At 63.7% G+C, this 15627-nt stretch carries 10 protein-coding genes and 1 tRNA gene; 6 read left to right on the top strand and 5 right to left on the bottom strand.

All coding sequences use genetic code 11. From position 1 onward, the window contains the following. Nucleotides 1-506 precede the first annotated feature (506 nt). Nucleotides 507-1139 (bottom strand): uracil phosphoribosyltransferase, encoded by a 633-nt coding sequence (gene upp / locus AC5RTS_RS09010; protein ID WP_227905014.1) that lies wholly within the window; start codon nt 1137-1139, stop codon nt 507-509. 74 nt (nt 1140-1213) lie between these two features. Between upp and tadA the strand changes: the two genes are divergently transcribed. The 4 genes from tadA (at nt 1214) to AC5RTS_RS08990 (ending at nt 3500) form a co-directional block, all read left to right on the top strand. Then, nucleotides 1214-1684 (top strand): tRNA adenosine(34) deaminase TadA, encoded by a 471-nt coding sequence (tadA, locus tag AC5RTS_RS09005; RefSeq protein ID WP_493991726.1) that lies wholly within the window; start codon nt 1214-1216, stop codon nt 1682-1684. A gap of 75 nt (nt 1685-1759) precedes the next feature. Then, nucleotides 1760-2245: a pyridoxamine 5'-phosphate oxidase family protein gene (locus tag AC5RTS_RS09000; RefSeq protein WP_493991725.1), complete on the top strand. Its 486-nt coding sequence runs from the start codon at nt 1760-1762 to the stop codon at nt 2243-2245. A 74-nt stretch (nt 2246-2319) separates the two neighbouring features. Beyond that, nucleotides 2320-2409: transfer RNA gene (locus AC5RTS_RS08995), tRNA-Ser, on the top strand. A 563-nt stretch (nt 2410-2972) separates the two neighbouring features. Beyond that, on the top strand, nt 2973-3500 hold the full coding sequence (locus AC5RTS_RS08990) for a DivIVA domain-containing protein (protein WP_493991724.1): 528 nt from the start codon (nt 2973-2975) through the stop codon (nt 3498-3500). 67 nt (nt 3501-3567) lie between these two features. Here the strand turns inward: AC5RTS_RS08990 and AC5RTS_RS08985 are convergent, their stop codons facing one another. From AC5RTS_RS08985 to AC5RTS_RS08970, 4 genes are all read right to left on the bottom strand, one after another. Beyond that, nucleotides 3568-4326, bottom strand: a complete 759-nt coding sequence (locus tag AC5RTS_RS08985) for a hypothetical protein (RefSeq protein ID WP_493991723.1) — start codon at nt 4324-4326, stop codon at nt 3568-3570. Between the two features lie 290 nt (nt 4327-4616). Further along, the gene (locus tag AC5RTS_RS08980; RefSeq protein ID WP_493991722.1) at nt 4617-5090 is read right to left on the bottom strand and encodes a hypothetical protein; all 474 of its coding nucleotides are present in this window, start codon (nt 5088-5090) and stop codon (nt 4617-4619) included. A gap of 22 nt (nt 5091-5112) precedes the next feature. Continuing rightward, nucleotides 5113-10608: a DUF6531 domain-containing protein gene (locus tag AC5RTS_RS08975; RefSeq protein ID WP_493991721.1), complete on the bottom strand. Its 5496-nt coding sequence runs from the start codon at nt 10606-10608 to the stop codon at nt 5113-5115. 248 nt (nt 10609-10856) lie between these two features. Continuing rightward, the gene (locus AC5RTS_RS08970) at nt 10857-11138 is read right to left on the bottom strand and encodes a pyrophosphorylase (protein ID WP_227904994.1); all 282 of its coding nucleotides are present in this window, start codon (nt 11136-11138) and stop codon (nt 10857-10859) included. A 229-nt stretch (nt 11139-11367) separates the two neighbouring features. Between AC5RTS_RS08970 and AC5RTS_RS08965 the strand changes: the two genes are divergently transcribed. Together AC5RTS_RS08965 and AC5RTS_RS08960 are read left to right on the top strand one after the other, a co-directional pair. Then, nucleotides 11368-14259, top strand: coding sequence for a hypothetical protein (locus AC5RTS_RS08965; RefSeq protein WP_493991720.1), 2892 nt, complete (start codon nt 11368-11370; stop codon nt 14257-14259). After that, a complete protein-coding gene (locus tag AC5RTS_RS08960; RefSeq protein WP_493991719.1) occupies nt 14256-15599 on the top strand; it encodes a type 1 periplasmic-binding domain-containing protein in 1344 nt (447 codons plus the stop codon). The genes AC5RTS_RS08965 and AC5RTS_RS08960 overlap by 4 nt, the downstream gene beginning before the upstream one ends. Nucleotides 15600-15627 lie beyond the last annotated feature (28 nt).

Here is a 15627-nt window from a genome sequence, read left to right as displayed (position 1 = left end):
ACGGCTCGAATGCAGGGGGTGTGCCCGGTCGAGATGGCGCCTGTTATGCCCGTACTTGGGCCTGAGTCTTATCTAAGGAAAGGGGTGGCTCCAGAGATATGCATTCGACAACAGCACGTCTCCTGCGTGGCACGGAGGCCACCGGGGAAGACTGCGACTGGTGCTGTCGTGTTGGTGTTCACACTTCGGATTATTGCATGTAACAAAGGTTGGTGCGCAAGTAACAATGTCGCATCCGTCTCACATCGTGGACACAATGGGTCGTTTTGTGACGTACTTCACAAAACGACATAGTGAATAGCTATGCATAAATATGCATAAGCCCTAACCGAGATGCCTGTAGCCTTCGCTAACTGTTTCAGAAACGATGCATCGGAACCAGCAAAAACGGCACCCGTCCCGTAAGCACGCTTACGGATCGGATGCCGTCAAGAAATGAAAGTTGTCCACATATTGGACGGCCCGCGATACGAGGTGGCACCGCCCAAGGGTGGAGACGGGTGGGGTTAGACCACGCCGTAGAGGCGGTCTCCGGCGTCGCCGAGTCCGGGCACGATGTAGGCCTTCTCATCCAGGCGCTCGTCGATCGAGGCCAGCACCACCGTGACATTGGCGTCCTGCAGCTCCTCCTGGAGCACCGAGAGGCCTTCCGGGGCTGCAAGCAGGCAGATGCAGATAACCTCTGCGGCGCCGCGCTTGAACATGAACTTGATGGCTTCACGCAGGGTTCCGCCGGTGGCCAGCATCGGATCCAGCACAAAGACCTGGCGGCCGGTGAGGTCATCGGGCAGACGCTCGGCGTAGGTGATGGCCTCCAGTGTCTCTTCATTCCGCGCCATGCCCAGGAAGCCGACTTCGGCGGTGGGGACCAGGCGGGTCATGCCTTCGAGCATGCCGAGGCCGGCGCGCAGGATGGGAACCACCAGGGGCGTGGGCTTAACCAGCCCGGTGCCCACGGCGGAGGTGACGGGGGTTTCGATGGGGACCGGCTCCACGCGGACAGTCCGGGTGGCCTCATAGGCCAGAAGGGTAACCAGTTCCTCAGTCAGCTGACGGAAGACCGGTGAAGGTGTGTCCTTGTCGCGGAGAACGGTGAGTTTGTGGGCAACGAGGGGGTGATCCACTACAAGTACGCGCATACCTCAAAACTACCATTCCGGCCCGCCCTTATCCGCGTTCGCCCGCGGGCGCGCAGATGCGGGACGATGGTGGCATGCAGCACCTTTCCCGGACCCACGAAGCGTGGATGGACCTTGCCCTCACCGAAGCGCGGCTGGCCCTGGATACCGGAGATGTGCCCATCGGCGCCGTCGTCGTTGGGCCGGACGGCCAGGTGCTGGGCACCGGGCGCAACGAGCGTGAGGCAACCGGGGATCCGACGGCCCACGCCGAGGTCCTGGCGATCCGTGCGGCGGCCGAGGCCGTGGGCGAATGGCGGCTCACCGGCTGCACTTTGGTGGTCACCCTGGAGCCGTGCGCCATGTGCGCCGGAGCGATTGTGCTGGCCCGGGTGCCGAAGGTGGTGTTCGGCGCCTGGGATGAGAAGGCAGGCGCCTCCGGTTCCGTGTTCGACATCCTCCGCGAACGGCGCCTGAATCACTGGGTGGAAGTGTTCCCCGGCGTACGCGAAGAAGAGTCCGCCCGCCTGCTGCGCGACTTCTTCGGCTCCAAGCGAAACCCCTGAACCCCCGTTCCGTCAGCCCCTGTTTATACGTAGGCTTACTAACTCCGGAACGCTACGAGCAAAGGAGTTTCCGCAATGGCATCAGAGCAGGACGGACGGGACATTGTTGTCAGCATCCTCGAGAAGGCCAGGATCGCCACGGTAACCACCACGGATCTGCAGGGAAACCTGGTCAGCCGGCCGCTGCAGCTGCAGGAGGCGGACAAGGACGGGAACCTGTGGTTCTTCACTCCCGATCCTTCCCCCAAGGCCGACGAGGTGCGCGCGAATCCGCATGTGAATGTGGCCATCAACGATTCCGAGGGCTTCCTCTCCATCAGCGGCACCGCCACGGTGACCAAGGACCAGGAGAAGATCGAGGAGCTGTGGAAGAGCTCGGTCGAAGCCTGGTTCGAGCACGGCCGCGAGGATCCGGCGGTGGCGCTGCTGAAGGTTGATTCCTCCACGGCCGAATACTGGGCCTCGGATGAGCCGAAGATCGCCAGCATGTTCAAGATCGGCAAGGCTGCCGTGACCGGCGGAACGCCCGACGTCGGCAAGAACGACGTCATCGACCTCTAGTTCCCGAGGCTTCAGCGGCTGCGGCGGGGCAGCTTTTGGGTGTTGGGCCCTCGACCCGGTAAGGTTGACGCGTTGGTGACGTGTCCGAGCGGCCGAAGGTGCAACACTCGAAATGTTGTTTGGTGTAAAAGCCAACGTGGGTTCAAATCCCACCGTCACCGCCAGCGAAAACCCCCGGGAAACCGGGGGTTTTCTGCATTAACGGCCTCTTCGTGGTGCATGCTCCAGTGATCTCGGGTGATGGATGACCGATTCGAGGGAGTCATGGTTCCCTGGACGTCGATGAACGCCGCCTATGCTGGGGCCGTGGAAGCGACCACCGAAGCGACGGAATTGCCTGACCACCGGGGCCGGACATTGAGGATCGTTCCTGTTGAGGTTAGTTACCTATCCACAGGTTCCCCTCACTGGCTTCCCTGGGCGATTGCCTGTCGATAGGCCCAATCTTGTCACTCCAGGTGCTGTGTTTGTCGTATTACTGATATGTCGAGCACGTTTTTAGATGCTGAAGTCATTTGAGTGCCGGCATTTATATACCGGACAGGCACCGCGAGCAGATAACCATAACCGGAACGGCTGGCATTCCGATATTGCCCGGTAGGCTGAGGCAACAACGTTCAAAAAGGATCCGCCGGCGGATGGCCCGAGACTGATCGGGACATAGACCATGCAGAGGTGGCCGGCTCGCGAAAGGTTGCACTACATGTTCACCGGAAGACTTTCTGCAGTGGTGCAGAACGAGACGGAAAACGGCGGCGCTTCTCCGCTGCTTTGGCTGGGGATTGCCGTAGTGGTTTTGGTTTTGATTTATGTGCTCGCCAAAACACTGAAGGCCAAGGCCGCGGCCGCCTCGAAACCGGGAGCCAAATTCCGGCCTTCCCTGACCGCCGAGGACGTCGAGGGCATCAGGTTCAGGCCCCCGCGACTCAGGGAACGTGGGTACGACGTGGAACAGGTCAGTGACCTGTTGGACCAAACGGTGCTTGAACTGCGGCGGCTGGCCGACGAGAACCTACGCCTCCAGCAGCAAAAAGCCGATCCCCTAAGCCAACCCGTCCTGATGGGCAGCCCGGTGATTACGCCGGATCAGGTAGTGAACCGAAAGTTCCAGACAATGAAAATTCGGCAAGGTGTTTCGCCGGCCGAAGTGGACGATTTCCTGGACCGGGTTGTTCTCGGCCTCCGGGAGTGGAACGCCGAAAATGCGAAGCTCAGGTCTGAGCTTTCGGGCAACACCTTGGGCAACGCTTCCTGACCCTGGTAAAACGCCCCGGCCGGTTTACGTCAGCCGGACCTCCGTGCGGTCTGCCCGGGCCGATCGGTCAGCCTAACACCCCGGCATCACTGAGCATTGATTCGGCAATAACCCATTGTCCGTAGAGGAAAAACAGGGACATGGGCACACCGATCCAATAGATGATCACTCGGTCACCCTTATTCATATGATCTATATCGGACTTAGGTTTCAGCACAGGCCGTATGGTCAGGAAAATTGCCAGCGGCATTACCGCCACCGCAATGGGCATGGGAATTCCGTTCCGACCCAACCTCCCGCTATAGGCAAGTCGCGTATCCAGGGGAAGAAGAACCAGCACAAATATTGCGATTCCCAGAGTCAGGATCAAAGCACATACACCCAATACCTTTGCGACTTTGTTCGCCCTGGCGCCGAGCTCAATATCGCGCTCCGTAACAACCACGGACCGCTTTTCAATCCCCGGATGAGCGCCGTCCTTCACCAGATCGTTTCGTCCTTCATCAAGCCGTTGACCAACGGTTTCTTGGTAGCGGAGGGAGAAAACGGACTGCCCCCTGGCGTGAATCACAGGCCGTAGGAGCACCATCAGGAACACCAGGACGCCTACGACGACGGCGGGAAGTACCGTCGTGTACACCACGAGAATCACGCCGGCGGATACAGAAACCCACACACCTGATAGCAGCAGCCCGAACGATACGAGAGCCCTCCCGTCCACCCTCACCGTGGCTCCGCGGACGGGTTTCCTGCCTAACTGGCGAACCTTGAAGCTGCGCATCGCCAGCACGGTTACGCCGAAAGAGGCCGCACCGACAACAGCCATAAGCGCTAAAGCAGCCGCCACTTTCATCCCCTCACTGGCTCAGTACCGATTTGCTCGTCTGCCGCTCTGTTTCCTGTAACCGGACGGATCTTTGCCCTCTTCGCAGATCAAAAAGGGCGACCGCCCAATGCGACATGCATGGGTCGAAGCCCGGCGATAAGATTCATTGCACCAATCGACACCACATAGCTGGGCCTCCCCAAAATGCCGCCGGTAATGGCAAGGTCCGGCAGCAGCCAGCGCCCCTATCCGCCTGCCTCGGGGAGGCAGGCGGATAGACCTCGGTTGAGTCAGTCGACTTTGTCGTATGAAGAAACCGCTGGTGCCATACCGATGACGTTAAAGAAACCCATCAAGGTGTGCGACGCCTGGCCCAGTTCGAACTCGAACCTACCTCCCTGCGCCAGCTCGGAAGCCATCTCATCGTTGGCCGCCTGGTCAAATTCATGAATCAAGGTCAACGTCCCGCAGTCCGACGTCCTGATGATTAGCTCCGGCCTCGATCCGACATTACGACCGGCACCACTGTAGGTGCCTCCCTCAGCATCCGTGACAGTGCATTCCATCCGAACCCGGTGGTCGTCGTCATAGGCGTTAACAACGAACGGTCCAACCGTCAGCGCTAGGAAGAGCACCCCAAAGGTGGGCAAAATTCCCCAAAAGGCCAAATTACTCTTCCAAGACCGTGACGGCTTCTTCGGCGGATCCGCTGAGATGTTGCCCTCGGCTTGTGGGTTCAATTCATCCTCCTCTCCTTTACCCAATTAAATCTGTTCCTCCTTGATACTAATTTGGTAACTCATGGTGCTGAACGACGGGCCCACCGGAGCCGTTTAGTCCGCCGCTGATAATGGCCGGAACAAGATCTTCCGGGCTGGGGATGCCCCTTGTCTCTATCGTCTCCTCAATCACCGCCTGGGTAACCCCGGCTGCGCGACCCACCGCGTCCTCCACTATCGGTGCCCAAGGTGAAGTAGGAGCCACATGAGCGTTGGCCCCTGGCGGCAGGGGCGGAATCGGCAGTCTTGCGGTGGCCACTTCAGAGAGCTTGCCGCTGCCGTAGCCGAACCCTGCATTGACTACGAAGCCCACTCCTCCCGCCTGGATATATCCCCCCGCGGTTCTCTCCCCATCGGGGGTGTTGAGTCTGTACTCAGCAACGCCGGATGTAGCCCCGGAGGCTCCAGCTGAGAGCACACCACGCACCGTACTGCTGGTGGCATGACGGATAGCGGTTTGCACCGCCTGACTTGCCCCGGATGCAGAGGCTGTCCGAGCCGCATACACCGCGCCTTTGGTCAGAGCACCTGCCGCTACACCGCCGGCGAGGCCGCCAAGACCGCCGATCAGAGCGTCTTTGCCGGCCTGGGCCCAGTCCACTGTCCCGTTCTGGGCCTTCGACGTTGCTATCGACATGCCTCCGCTGATCAATGCACCCGATGCGGCACCAATCAGCGCCACGCCCACCGGACCACCAACGCCTGTAAACATAAGGGCAACGCCCAGAGCGACGGCAGCACCTGCCGCCACATATTCCCAGTGACTCCCCAGTGACTTCTGGAAGTCCGCCAACTCAGCATCCGTCAGCGGGCTCAGGCCCGTTGGGTCGCTCGCGTTCAGCGGGTTGTTGCCGGCATAGGAATAGCGGTTGCCGTCCCAGCCGGCGCCGAGCACCGGGGCCAGCGGGTCGGTGGACAGGAAACCGCGGGCGGCCGGGTCATATGCCCGGGCGCCCAGCCACTCGAGTCCCGCAATGTCCATGCCTCCGTCGGCTGTCAGACCGATCCCGGCCGGCAGCCCGCCTGCCATCCCGGACAACGCCGAGCCACTCCCGGAAACCATTCCCGGCTTCGGGACAACCGAGGCGCCCAGAACAGCCCACGGATCGGCCTGGTCCGTGGCCCGGGCAGCACGCCACCCCGGTGCCAGCCACCCTTCCCCTATTCCGGTAACCCCTCCGGGAAGGTTCAGGACCTGTTCCGAGCCGAACCCGGCCAGGGAAGGTATCGAGGTGGCGCTGTCCCACCACACCGGGCAGCCATCCACTGAGGACAGCTCACCCAAGGCATCCACCCACACCTCGTGCCGACGCGTTTCCGTACCGTCCGGGGTGCGGTCCAGCGCGACCTGCAGGTAACCTGTGGGGCCCCAGGCATACTCAGTCCATGACCCGTCCGAGCCGATGAGCCGGGAACGACGCCCCAGCCCGTCATGGACGTACTCCGTCCGACTGCCGTCCTGGTTCGTGACAGCTGTCAGTTGGCCTGCGGCATCGTAGTTGTAGGTTCGGGGACCGTCTGGGGTCATTTCCCGCACCAACCGCCCACCGGCGTCGTACTCCCACTCAAATACGGACGTCGAAGAACCGCCCGTGGTTGCTGCGGCAACCAGCTGGCCGGCATTGTCATACCCGTATCGAGTGACAGCCCCGGCACGGGTCAGTCCGGTGATCCTGCCGTCCTCGTCCCTACCGATCAGCGTAGTTTCGGCGGTCTCTGCCCGGTCAGTGCGGGTGTGCTCCGCGATGTAGCCGTTCCGGTATTCCCATTCCTGGACCAGCTCCCCGGCCGTGGCCCCGGTCAGGCGTCCGGCCGGATCATAGGTGAACGCAGCTTCACCCAGGCGGGAGTTGCGCACGGTTGTCACCCGGCCGACGGCGTCCCGAACGTAGGCGGTAGTGGTTCCGGCAGCGTCGGTGAACAATGTGCGGTTACCGTCCGCGTCATAGTGCCAGGACAGCCCCCGCCCGCCGCGGGTGCGTGAGACCAGCTGGCCCCGCCGGTTGAAGCCGAGTTCATGCTCCACCGTCAGCCCGTCCGCGCCGGTGTAGTCGGTAACCACCACACGGCGGTTCAACCCGTCACGATGAGCGCTGGCCAGGAGTTTTCCGTTGTAGGACGTGCTCTCTTCCCGCCCGGCAGCGTCATATACCCAGGTGGTGGTGTTGCCGTCAGGGTCGGTCTGGGAGAGCTGGCGCCCGGCCGGATCGTAGGTCGCCGTGGTGACCCGTCCCAGCGGATCCCTGACCGACTCGACTTTGTCGGTTTCCGTGTAGGTGCGAGTGGTCACTCCGCCCAGCGGGTCAGTGATCCGGATCAGCCGCCCGCGGAGGTCGTACTCGAACCGGGTCCGACCGCCCACACCGTTAACCGTTTCAACCAGTTCCCCGGCCGCGTTGTACTTGAACCGGCGGGTGCCGTACCAGGAATCCTGGGAGAAATTCAGCCGTCCCGCCTTGTCATACCCGTAGCGGGCATTGCCCTGACCGGGGGTCTGCCGCAGAACGAGCCTGCCGCAGGGGTCGTACTCAAAGGTCTCAGCTTCGCCGGTGGGCAGAATCCGGGCAGCCACCCGCTGGTCCGCGTCGTAGACCAGTTCAGTGACCGCACCCAGGGGGTCGACGGTCTTCCAGGGACGCCCACAGATGTCGTATTCGTACCGGGTCACCGCTCCGGATGGTGAAGTCACCGAGATGATCTTCCCGGAGACATCACGGCCCAGGCGGGTCAGTCCGCCTTCGCCGTCCACCAGTTCCACCGGGTTGCCGGCGGCGTCGTACGTGACGAGCTTCGCGGAACCGTCTTCGGCTTCTTCCCGGATGGGGCGCCCGTACACATCAAAGCTGTAGCCGGAAGTGGCAAAAGCGCTGGAGACGCTGGAGCTGCCTCCTTTCCGGTCCGTACGTGCCTCTGCACGAACACCGGTCGGGTCGACGACGGCGGTGAGGTGCCCGATCCTGTCATACTCGCGCACCCAGTCATGGCCATCGGGGTCGGTGACGCCGGTCAGGCGGGACAGGGAGTCGTGCGTAAAGCCCCAGCGGGCACCGTCGGGCAGGATCGCCACGGTCACGTTCCCGAGTTCGTCAAATACCCGCTCGTTGGTCCGGCCCAGCGGGTCGGTAGTGCGCACCAGTTCGCCATTGGCACCGTATTGCAGCTCGGTCCGGCCCCCGTCGGGGGCGATAGACGCGGTGATCCGACCGGCGGCATCGTGTTCAAAGGTCCAGACGGCGCCGTCGGCATCCTCGCGCCGGACCAGCAGCCCGGCAGCGTTATAGGCGAACCGTGTCGCGGCCCCGGACGGCATGACGGATTCGAGCGGGCGGCCGGCCGCATCACGGAGGATCCTTGCGGTCTCTCCGAGTGCGTTGCGCGTGGCAACCAGGTTCCCATACGCGTCGTGCTCAAAGGCGACCGTGACTCCGACCGGATCGGTGATCCTGGTCAGGAGACCGCGCTCCCATGTGAGTTCGGTCCGCCCGCCGAGCGGATCGAGGATCACAGCCGGATCCCGTGTCAGGTCATCGGCGTATTCATAGGTGACAACGGATCCGGACTCGGACACTACGGTAGTGATCCGGTCCTGCTCGTCCCACCCGTAGGTCAGGTCCGCACCTTCAGGAGTTACCGTGCGGATCCGGCGGCCGCGGTCGTCATAGGCGTGCACGGTGACGGACCCGTCACGTTCAGTGAGGGACACGAGATTGCCGTGCCGGTCATACGCCATGGACTGCCGCTGATCGTGCGAATCCAGCACGCCGACGAGACGGCCTTTGGCGTCCGCGATCCAGGAGTTGGACCGCGTACCGTCCTCATCCGAAACCACAGTGACCCTGCCGGGCAGGTATGCAAAACGGGTGCGGCGGCCATGCTGGGTGACCTGCAGGATGACCCGGCCCTGCTCGTCGTACGTGTTTTCCGCTTCCAGCACGCCGGCGGCGGAGTAGACGGCGTCGATCAGGCCGGCGTCGTTCCACCGGTACGTCCGGGTGCCCGTTTCGGTAGTGACGGCGACAAGGCGGCCTGCGTCGTCATACCCGTATTCGGCCCGGCGCCCGTCGGACGCCCGCACCACGGCGGCGCGCCCGTTCACATAGTCAATCTCCAGGAAGCGGCCGCGCACGTGGGACAGCCGGGTGACCTCACCCAGGCGGCCGGCGTCGTCGGATGAATCCTCGCGGTGCACAGACACAATGCGTCCCGGCCCTGACCCGGCCCCGAGCCAGACCCCGGCCGTAGTGTAGGCCCACCATGAACCCTCATTATTCTTCACAAGGAGGATCTCTGCGGTGCCTTCGGGCAGGCTCAGTTCCGACCAAGGTCCGGCTGCAGCCGGCTCGCGGGTCAGCCAGTAGTTCTCCCCTACCGACCGGCCCCAACCCTCGCCTTCGCGGGGGAAATCCACGGCACGGCCGTCGGCCAGGATCCAGCGGGCGCCTTCATCCGAGAGCACCAGATGCTGGTCCAGCACCGAAGACCAACCCGGGCCAAACACGCCGGGCCCTTCCTGCGGCGCCAGAGAGTTGTACATTCTGGACAGGACCAGGTTCGAGGCGGCTCCGGCAAAACCCAGGTCCGTTTCCGGTTCGATGAAGTTACCCGTGGCCGTGTTCACCGGGTCGTTGGCGTACCCGGTGGTCGGCATCGCACCATAGGCCTTGGGCGGATCAATGGTCAGTCCGTCCCTCGCTATGTCTATGCCGGCAGCGGCGAGTGATGCCGCCAATGCGGCATCCGAAACCACCGCGACTCCCCCGTTGTTGCCGGCGGAAAAGAAGGCACCCGCGACGAGGTCGGCCCAGCGGGCATCGTTCTCATTGGCCCTCAGATAGTCGTGGTAGGCGCGCATGACGCCGGAGGCGTCAACGGCTCCCCACATGCACTGCTGCTTGAACTCCTCAAGAAGACCTTCCAGTGTGGTGAGGGTATTCTTCAGCTCATCGTCCAGCCTGCGCGAGCCGGCGGCGAAGTTCCACAGGTTTTCGGGCCGGGCGGAAGATGTTCCGCCGCCATAGCCCCCGCTGCCCGGGGTCGGATCGTTTCTGACACCTACAACGGGTGCCACAGAGGAGAAAGTGGGCCCGGGAAGGGGGTCGGTGTTTGGCGGCTGTTCGCCATCCACCCCGCCGTTCCACCAGTCCAGGAATTTCTCCCACCCATTGCGGTTCCGGTAGTCCCGGACATACTCGTTGTTCTCTTCGCGGCGGTTGTTTTCCTGCTCGGCGTAGGAGATCACCTCGCGGATCAGGCCTGCCACCGAGCTCAGCGCACCGGCGAGGTCCGCTGCACTTTTCGCTGCGGTGGCGGCGTTGGTCTCGAACAAACGCGAAAAGTATCCCTGAAAGTCCGTTTTACCTTCGGCGACCAGCGCGGCCCTGGAGCCGGACTGCCCGTATATTCTCGTTACCTCGTTATCGAACGCTGTGGCCACTTCACTGGCCTTGGCGAAGTTGAACGGCCCGCCACCGTAACCGGCTGGCGACTCCGGCAACAACTTCATTTCAACAACATCAGAATCCATAATCAGGGCCCCCACTGAACAAAACGGAATATCGAACAACGCATGAAGTTGCCGCCCGGGAAGAAACGCCGGGATAGGCAGCAGGAATAGGGCGTCCGGTAGGGACACCATCAGAAACGGACCCGGGATTCCTCAACCGGGCCGGTGAACCGGGCAATGCCCGGGCAGCCAGCCGCCGCAGCGGCGCCGGCTACCCGGGCATGTACACGATGAGAATTGCCTGGCGCTTAGGCGCCGCCGCCGGCGGAGAAGATGTTCTCCGAGATCTTCTGCAGCTGCGTGCGAAGCTCTTCGAGTTCCTGGCGGGCCTTATCCAGGGCGGCCTTGGTTTCCGGCCACGTGGATCCCCGGAACTGGGCGGCCAGCGGGCCGTCCCAGGTGTTCGGATCGGACAGGATCTTGCCCTGCGCATCCAATGCCGAGATCTGGTCGGTGAAACCGCCGTTGATGATGGACTGCACCTGGGTGATGGCGGACTTGGCCTGTTCAGTGGACAACACGCGTGACATAAAAATTTCCCCCTATTGAGTCACTGCTTCGACACCGGACAGATAACCGCCGGTGACCGGACGGACGGAACCCTACCAACAACTCATGAAACCGACAAGGAACAAATAAACCGTTTCTGACGCCGCGATTTCGGTTGAACAACCGCAAACAGAGTCAAGATGGTTGTTTTCTTGCAACTAACCCTTATGATGCTCAAGGCACAGCGAACGGATGAGGGGACGATTCACCATGCCCAGACAAACTAAAACCCACCTGCCGAACCCGCGGGGTAAGACCGCACGGAGTCGGCTGCTGGGCGTGGTCCTTATATCCACGGCGCTGATTGCGACGACTTCATGCACCCCGGAGGAGGAGCCGGAGCCGGTATCCAACCCGGTCAAGCTCCTGCAGAACGTGCACGTGGGGCTGTCCCCGGCGGCCGGTGTCCAGACCATCGAGGGAACCACCATTTCGGTGGCCGCCGACGGGGCATCCTCCGCTGAAGATACCGAGTACACCGCCGAAGAAGTGGTCGGTGAACTTCCGGTCCGCGTGGGCCTGCAATACCGTGCCGGCGAGAAATCCGGTTCCGACCTCGCTGAGCTGCAGGGCCATACCGGCCCGGTCGAGATCAACCTGACGGTGGAGAACCTGACGGTCAAGCCCCAGGTCATTGAGTATGACGCCGCGGGCCAGACCCGTTCCGAGACCGCCCTGGTGGGCGCTCCGCTGACCATTGCCGCCTCCACCAAGCTCGACGGCGTGCGGGTGGACGACATCACTCCGGGCTCCGCGGACGGCACGCTGGGCACCAACGGCGTGCTCAGCCGGGCAGACGACGGCGCCGCCGTCGTCCAGTGGGCCACGGTGCTGGCACCGCCGCGTTCCGGTGCGAGCACCACGCTGCGCCTCGTCGCCGATGTCAAGGACTTCCAGGTCCCCGCCATTGACGTGGCCGTCCAGCCCGGCATCAGCACCAACATGAGCGCAGAAGGCGTGCTCGCCGGAGCCTTCTCCTCCGGCGCCGGGTCCGAAATGGAGCTGCAGACCCGCACCATTTCCCTGGTCTCGGACGTCAACACCGTACTGATCAAGGCCGGCGCCACCATCACCGAAGTCCGAAAGAACTTGGAAACCACCTCCCAGACCCTGGGCGTCAAGACCGCCGGCGAGCTGCGGGACAATTCCGAGGCACTGGCCGGAACCATGACCGGGCTGAAGAGCCAGCTCACCTCCCTTGGCGCCGATCTGGAAACCGCAACCAAGGGCACCGAGTCGGTGACCATGGCCCAGCTGCAGCAGACCGTTGCCGCGGTGGACTCCATGCTCGGCGATACCTCGGCCACGCCTCCGCCGGCGGAAATCAGCGACGACGGCTGTGCCGCCGTCGTCACGAAGCCGGAGCAGGCGGGCACCGTTTACGGCAGCATCCTGACCATGGCATCCCAGCTGGACGCCTACGCAACAGTCAGCGCGGACTGCCGCGAACTGGTTGTGGCGGACATGCGCACCGCCATCGGGCCGGAGAAGCCGACCGCTGAGGTTTGTGCGGCCGAGGCTGAGAGCGGCGAAGAGGGCGCAGTTTCCATTACCTGCTCGCTGTACGGCTCCAATGCAACAATCTCCGCTGCCCTGATTGGTCTGGTCGAAGACGGAGACGCACTGGTGGAGGAGCTCAACCCGGAGCTGGTCACGGAGGCCATTGCAGAGCAGGAAGCTTCCGCCAAACAACTGGCAAAAGTGAGCGAAGGCCTCACCGCCCTCCAGAACCGGGCGAAGCCGAAGGATGACTACACCGCGGCGCTGAAGGGGGTCAATGACGCCATCGAAGCTGCCAAGGCATCCCTCGGGGCTTCCCGCGAGGCGTCCAAGGCCGCGAAGGACAGCATCGACGGACTACGGGGACAGCTGGAGATTATCGGAGGCACCGCAGCGGACGCCCAGTACGAACTTGGCGTCGGGGCGCCCTGGGATAAGTCAATGACGAAGCAGAACGAAGCCCTCGCTGCAGAGATTTGCCGACTGGTGGACAGGAGAGACCCTGAAGACCCCGACGAGGGCAAGCTCTCCGCTGAGCAGGCCGAGGTGCTTCGTTCCTATCTGACGTCGGTTCCGTGCAATCCCGAGAATGCTGACGGCACCGAGGCCCAGCCGCTGACGCCGCCCGCCGGTTTCTCCAACCCGCTGGACATGCGCCTGGCAGAGCAGTCCACGGCCTGGGACAACGTCCTTGCCCAGGTCGACACGAAGAATGCTGACGCGGCGATCAACCAGGCGTTCTCGACGCTGGACAAGTCCTTCGACGAGACCAACAAAAAGCTGGATGACGTCAGCAAAGCAGTCAAGGCTCTCGACGGTACGGCCACCGGACGCTACGACGACACCGAGGTTGGACTCAAAACCCTGGAAACGGACCTCGGCGTCGCCATCGACTCCTACACCGGAGTCAGCACCAACCTCGCAGCACTGGAAAAGCAGCAGCGTGAACTCGGGGACAACATCAAGGAAGCCCTGAAGGGCGTCCAGGAAAACACTGCAGAAGCGGTGCGGAAAGCCGTGGACGGCCAGGTGCGCGAAGTCACCGATGTTGGCGACAAGAGCACCGATTCCGTCACCACCGCTTTCAACAACTCCATCTCCGGCCTGAAATCCACCTCGGATCAGGTTGTGGGAGACGCAGGCGAAACCGTGGACAAGCAGCGCGGTGAGCTGCAGGAGGAAAGCGGCGCCCTCGCCGGTGCCCTGGCCAAGAGCACCCAGGCATCCCTGGAGCGCATTGCCGCCAGCACGTCGGGCTCCACCCGCGACGTGGAGGGTGCGGACGCCCTTCTGTCCTCAAGCCTCAACAAGGTGATGCTGGACCTGGGTGACCGGACCGTCAACGGATCCGGCCTGCTCGGATCCATGACCACCAGCGCCGCCAAGGCGGATACAGCCGATTACCAGCTGGCCCTGGCCGCACAGAATGCGGAAGGGTATGCCAATATCCGCTCCCGCGACGTGGACGGGCTGCTGCTCCGCCAGGCGCAGTTCAAAGCCGCACTCACTGCTGTTGAAGAACTGCCGGCGTTCCACCTAGAGGTGCCGGCCGGCGCGTCGTCGCAGACCCTGTACACCCTGCGGATCGGAGGCGGCGAATGAGCCCGCGCACGCGCCTGATGACCCTGCTCATCGCGGGGGTGGCCGTTGTTGCCGCCGCGGTGATCGCCCTGACGGTCACCCTGAACCGGCCCAAGGAAGCACCGCAGACCGACCCGGTAGCCGCGACGGTTCCCGTGGCCCTGAAGGCTGACGGGCTGCCGGAGAAGATGTCCCTGGGCATTGTCCTGACGTACGGATCCTCCGGCGAACCCGGCTCGGAATACAACAATGCCGCACAGGGCGCCGTGGTGGCTGCCCAGCGGTTCAGCCAGGGCGGCGCCGAGGTAACCCTCGCGCCCCGGAATGACCGCGGCACGGAAGAAGGCGCCCGCGAAGCCGTGCGCGCCCTCGCCGAAGACGGCGTCTCCGGCATTGTGGTAACCAGCACCGGACCGCAGGCACTGGCAGCGGCCAAGGCCGCCGAGGAGCTGGGGCTGCCGGCCATCCTCCCGTACGCGGAGGCTTCGGAACCGGCCCCCTCCACCTGGACCACCAAGGCCTCCGGCGCCGCACTCGAGGAAGCCATCGGCCCAGCCCTGGAGGGGAAGTCCCGGGTGCTGGTAGTCAACGACGGCGGCGCCGTTCCCTCCACGGTCCAAGCCGCGCAGGCACTGAACCTCCAGGATTTTGAAGACGTTACCGCCCTGGCCCAGGAGGCCGCCATTCAGACCGGCAACCAGCCGCTCCCGCCGGTGGAAGGCGCCCCGGCGGACGCTGAGTCCGTCCGGATCACCGACCCCGCTGACGCCGTCGTTGTCTCCGCCGCCACACCGCAGCGTCTCGCCCGCCTGGTGCAGGCACTGCAGGCCCGCGATGTATCGGTTCCGATGGTGTTGCCGAACGGCGCGGACGCACCGGCCTTTGCCGCCGAACTCGCCGCATTGGACGGAGCCGCCACCGGTCAGCTGATCACCCTGGCACCGGCCGGTGGCGACGGCGCAGCCCTGCAGCAGGATGCCCAGGGCCGCGGCATGTCCGCATTCCTCTCCGCCGTGCGCCTGGCCTCCGGGGATACCAAGGTCAGGAACCTGACCGGCGATGCTCCGCTGGCCGCCTCCGCATGGGCTGCCGACACGTCCAGCCACGACGCCGTCGTCGCGCTGGTCCGTGCCGCCGCGCAGGCGGAAAGCAGCGACCCGGCTGAGGTGGGCGATGCGCTGCGCACCATGTCCTTCGGCCCGGGTGAGGGGCTGGCCGGACCGGCGTTGGACTTCACCAGCCCCCTGGCACTGACCGTGAAGCCGGTCCCGGTCCACGCCTCAGCCCAGGATCTGGGTCTGCGCCCGGCAGACGAGAACGCTCCGCGGCTCGTTTGGGTGCCGTCTCCGGCCGCCCCCTGATTCCCCGGCCCCGGCCCGTCTCATACCG

The sequence above is a fragment of the Arthrobacter sp. MDT1-49-2 genome, assembly GCF_059090185.1.
This window is presented reverse-complemented; position numbering and strand designations above follow the sequence as displayed.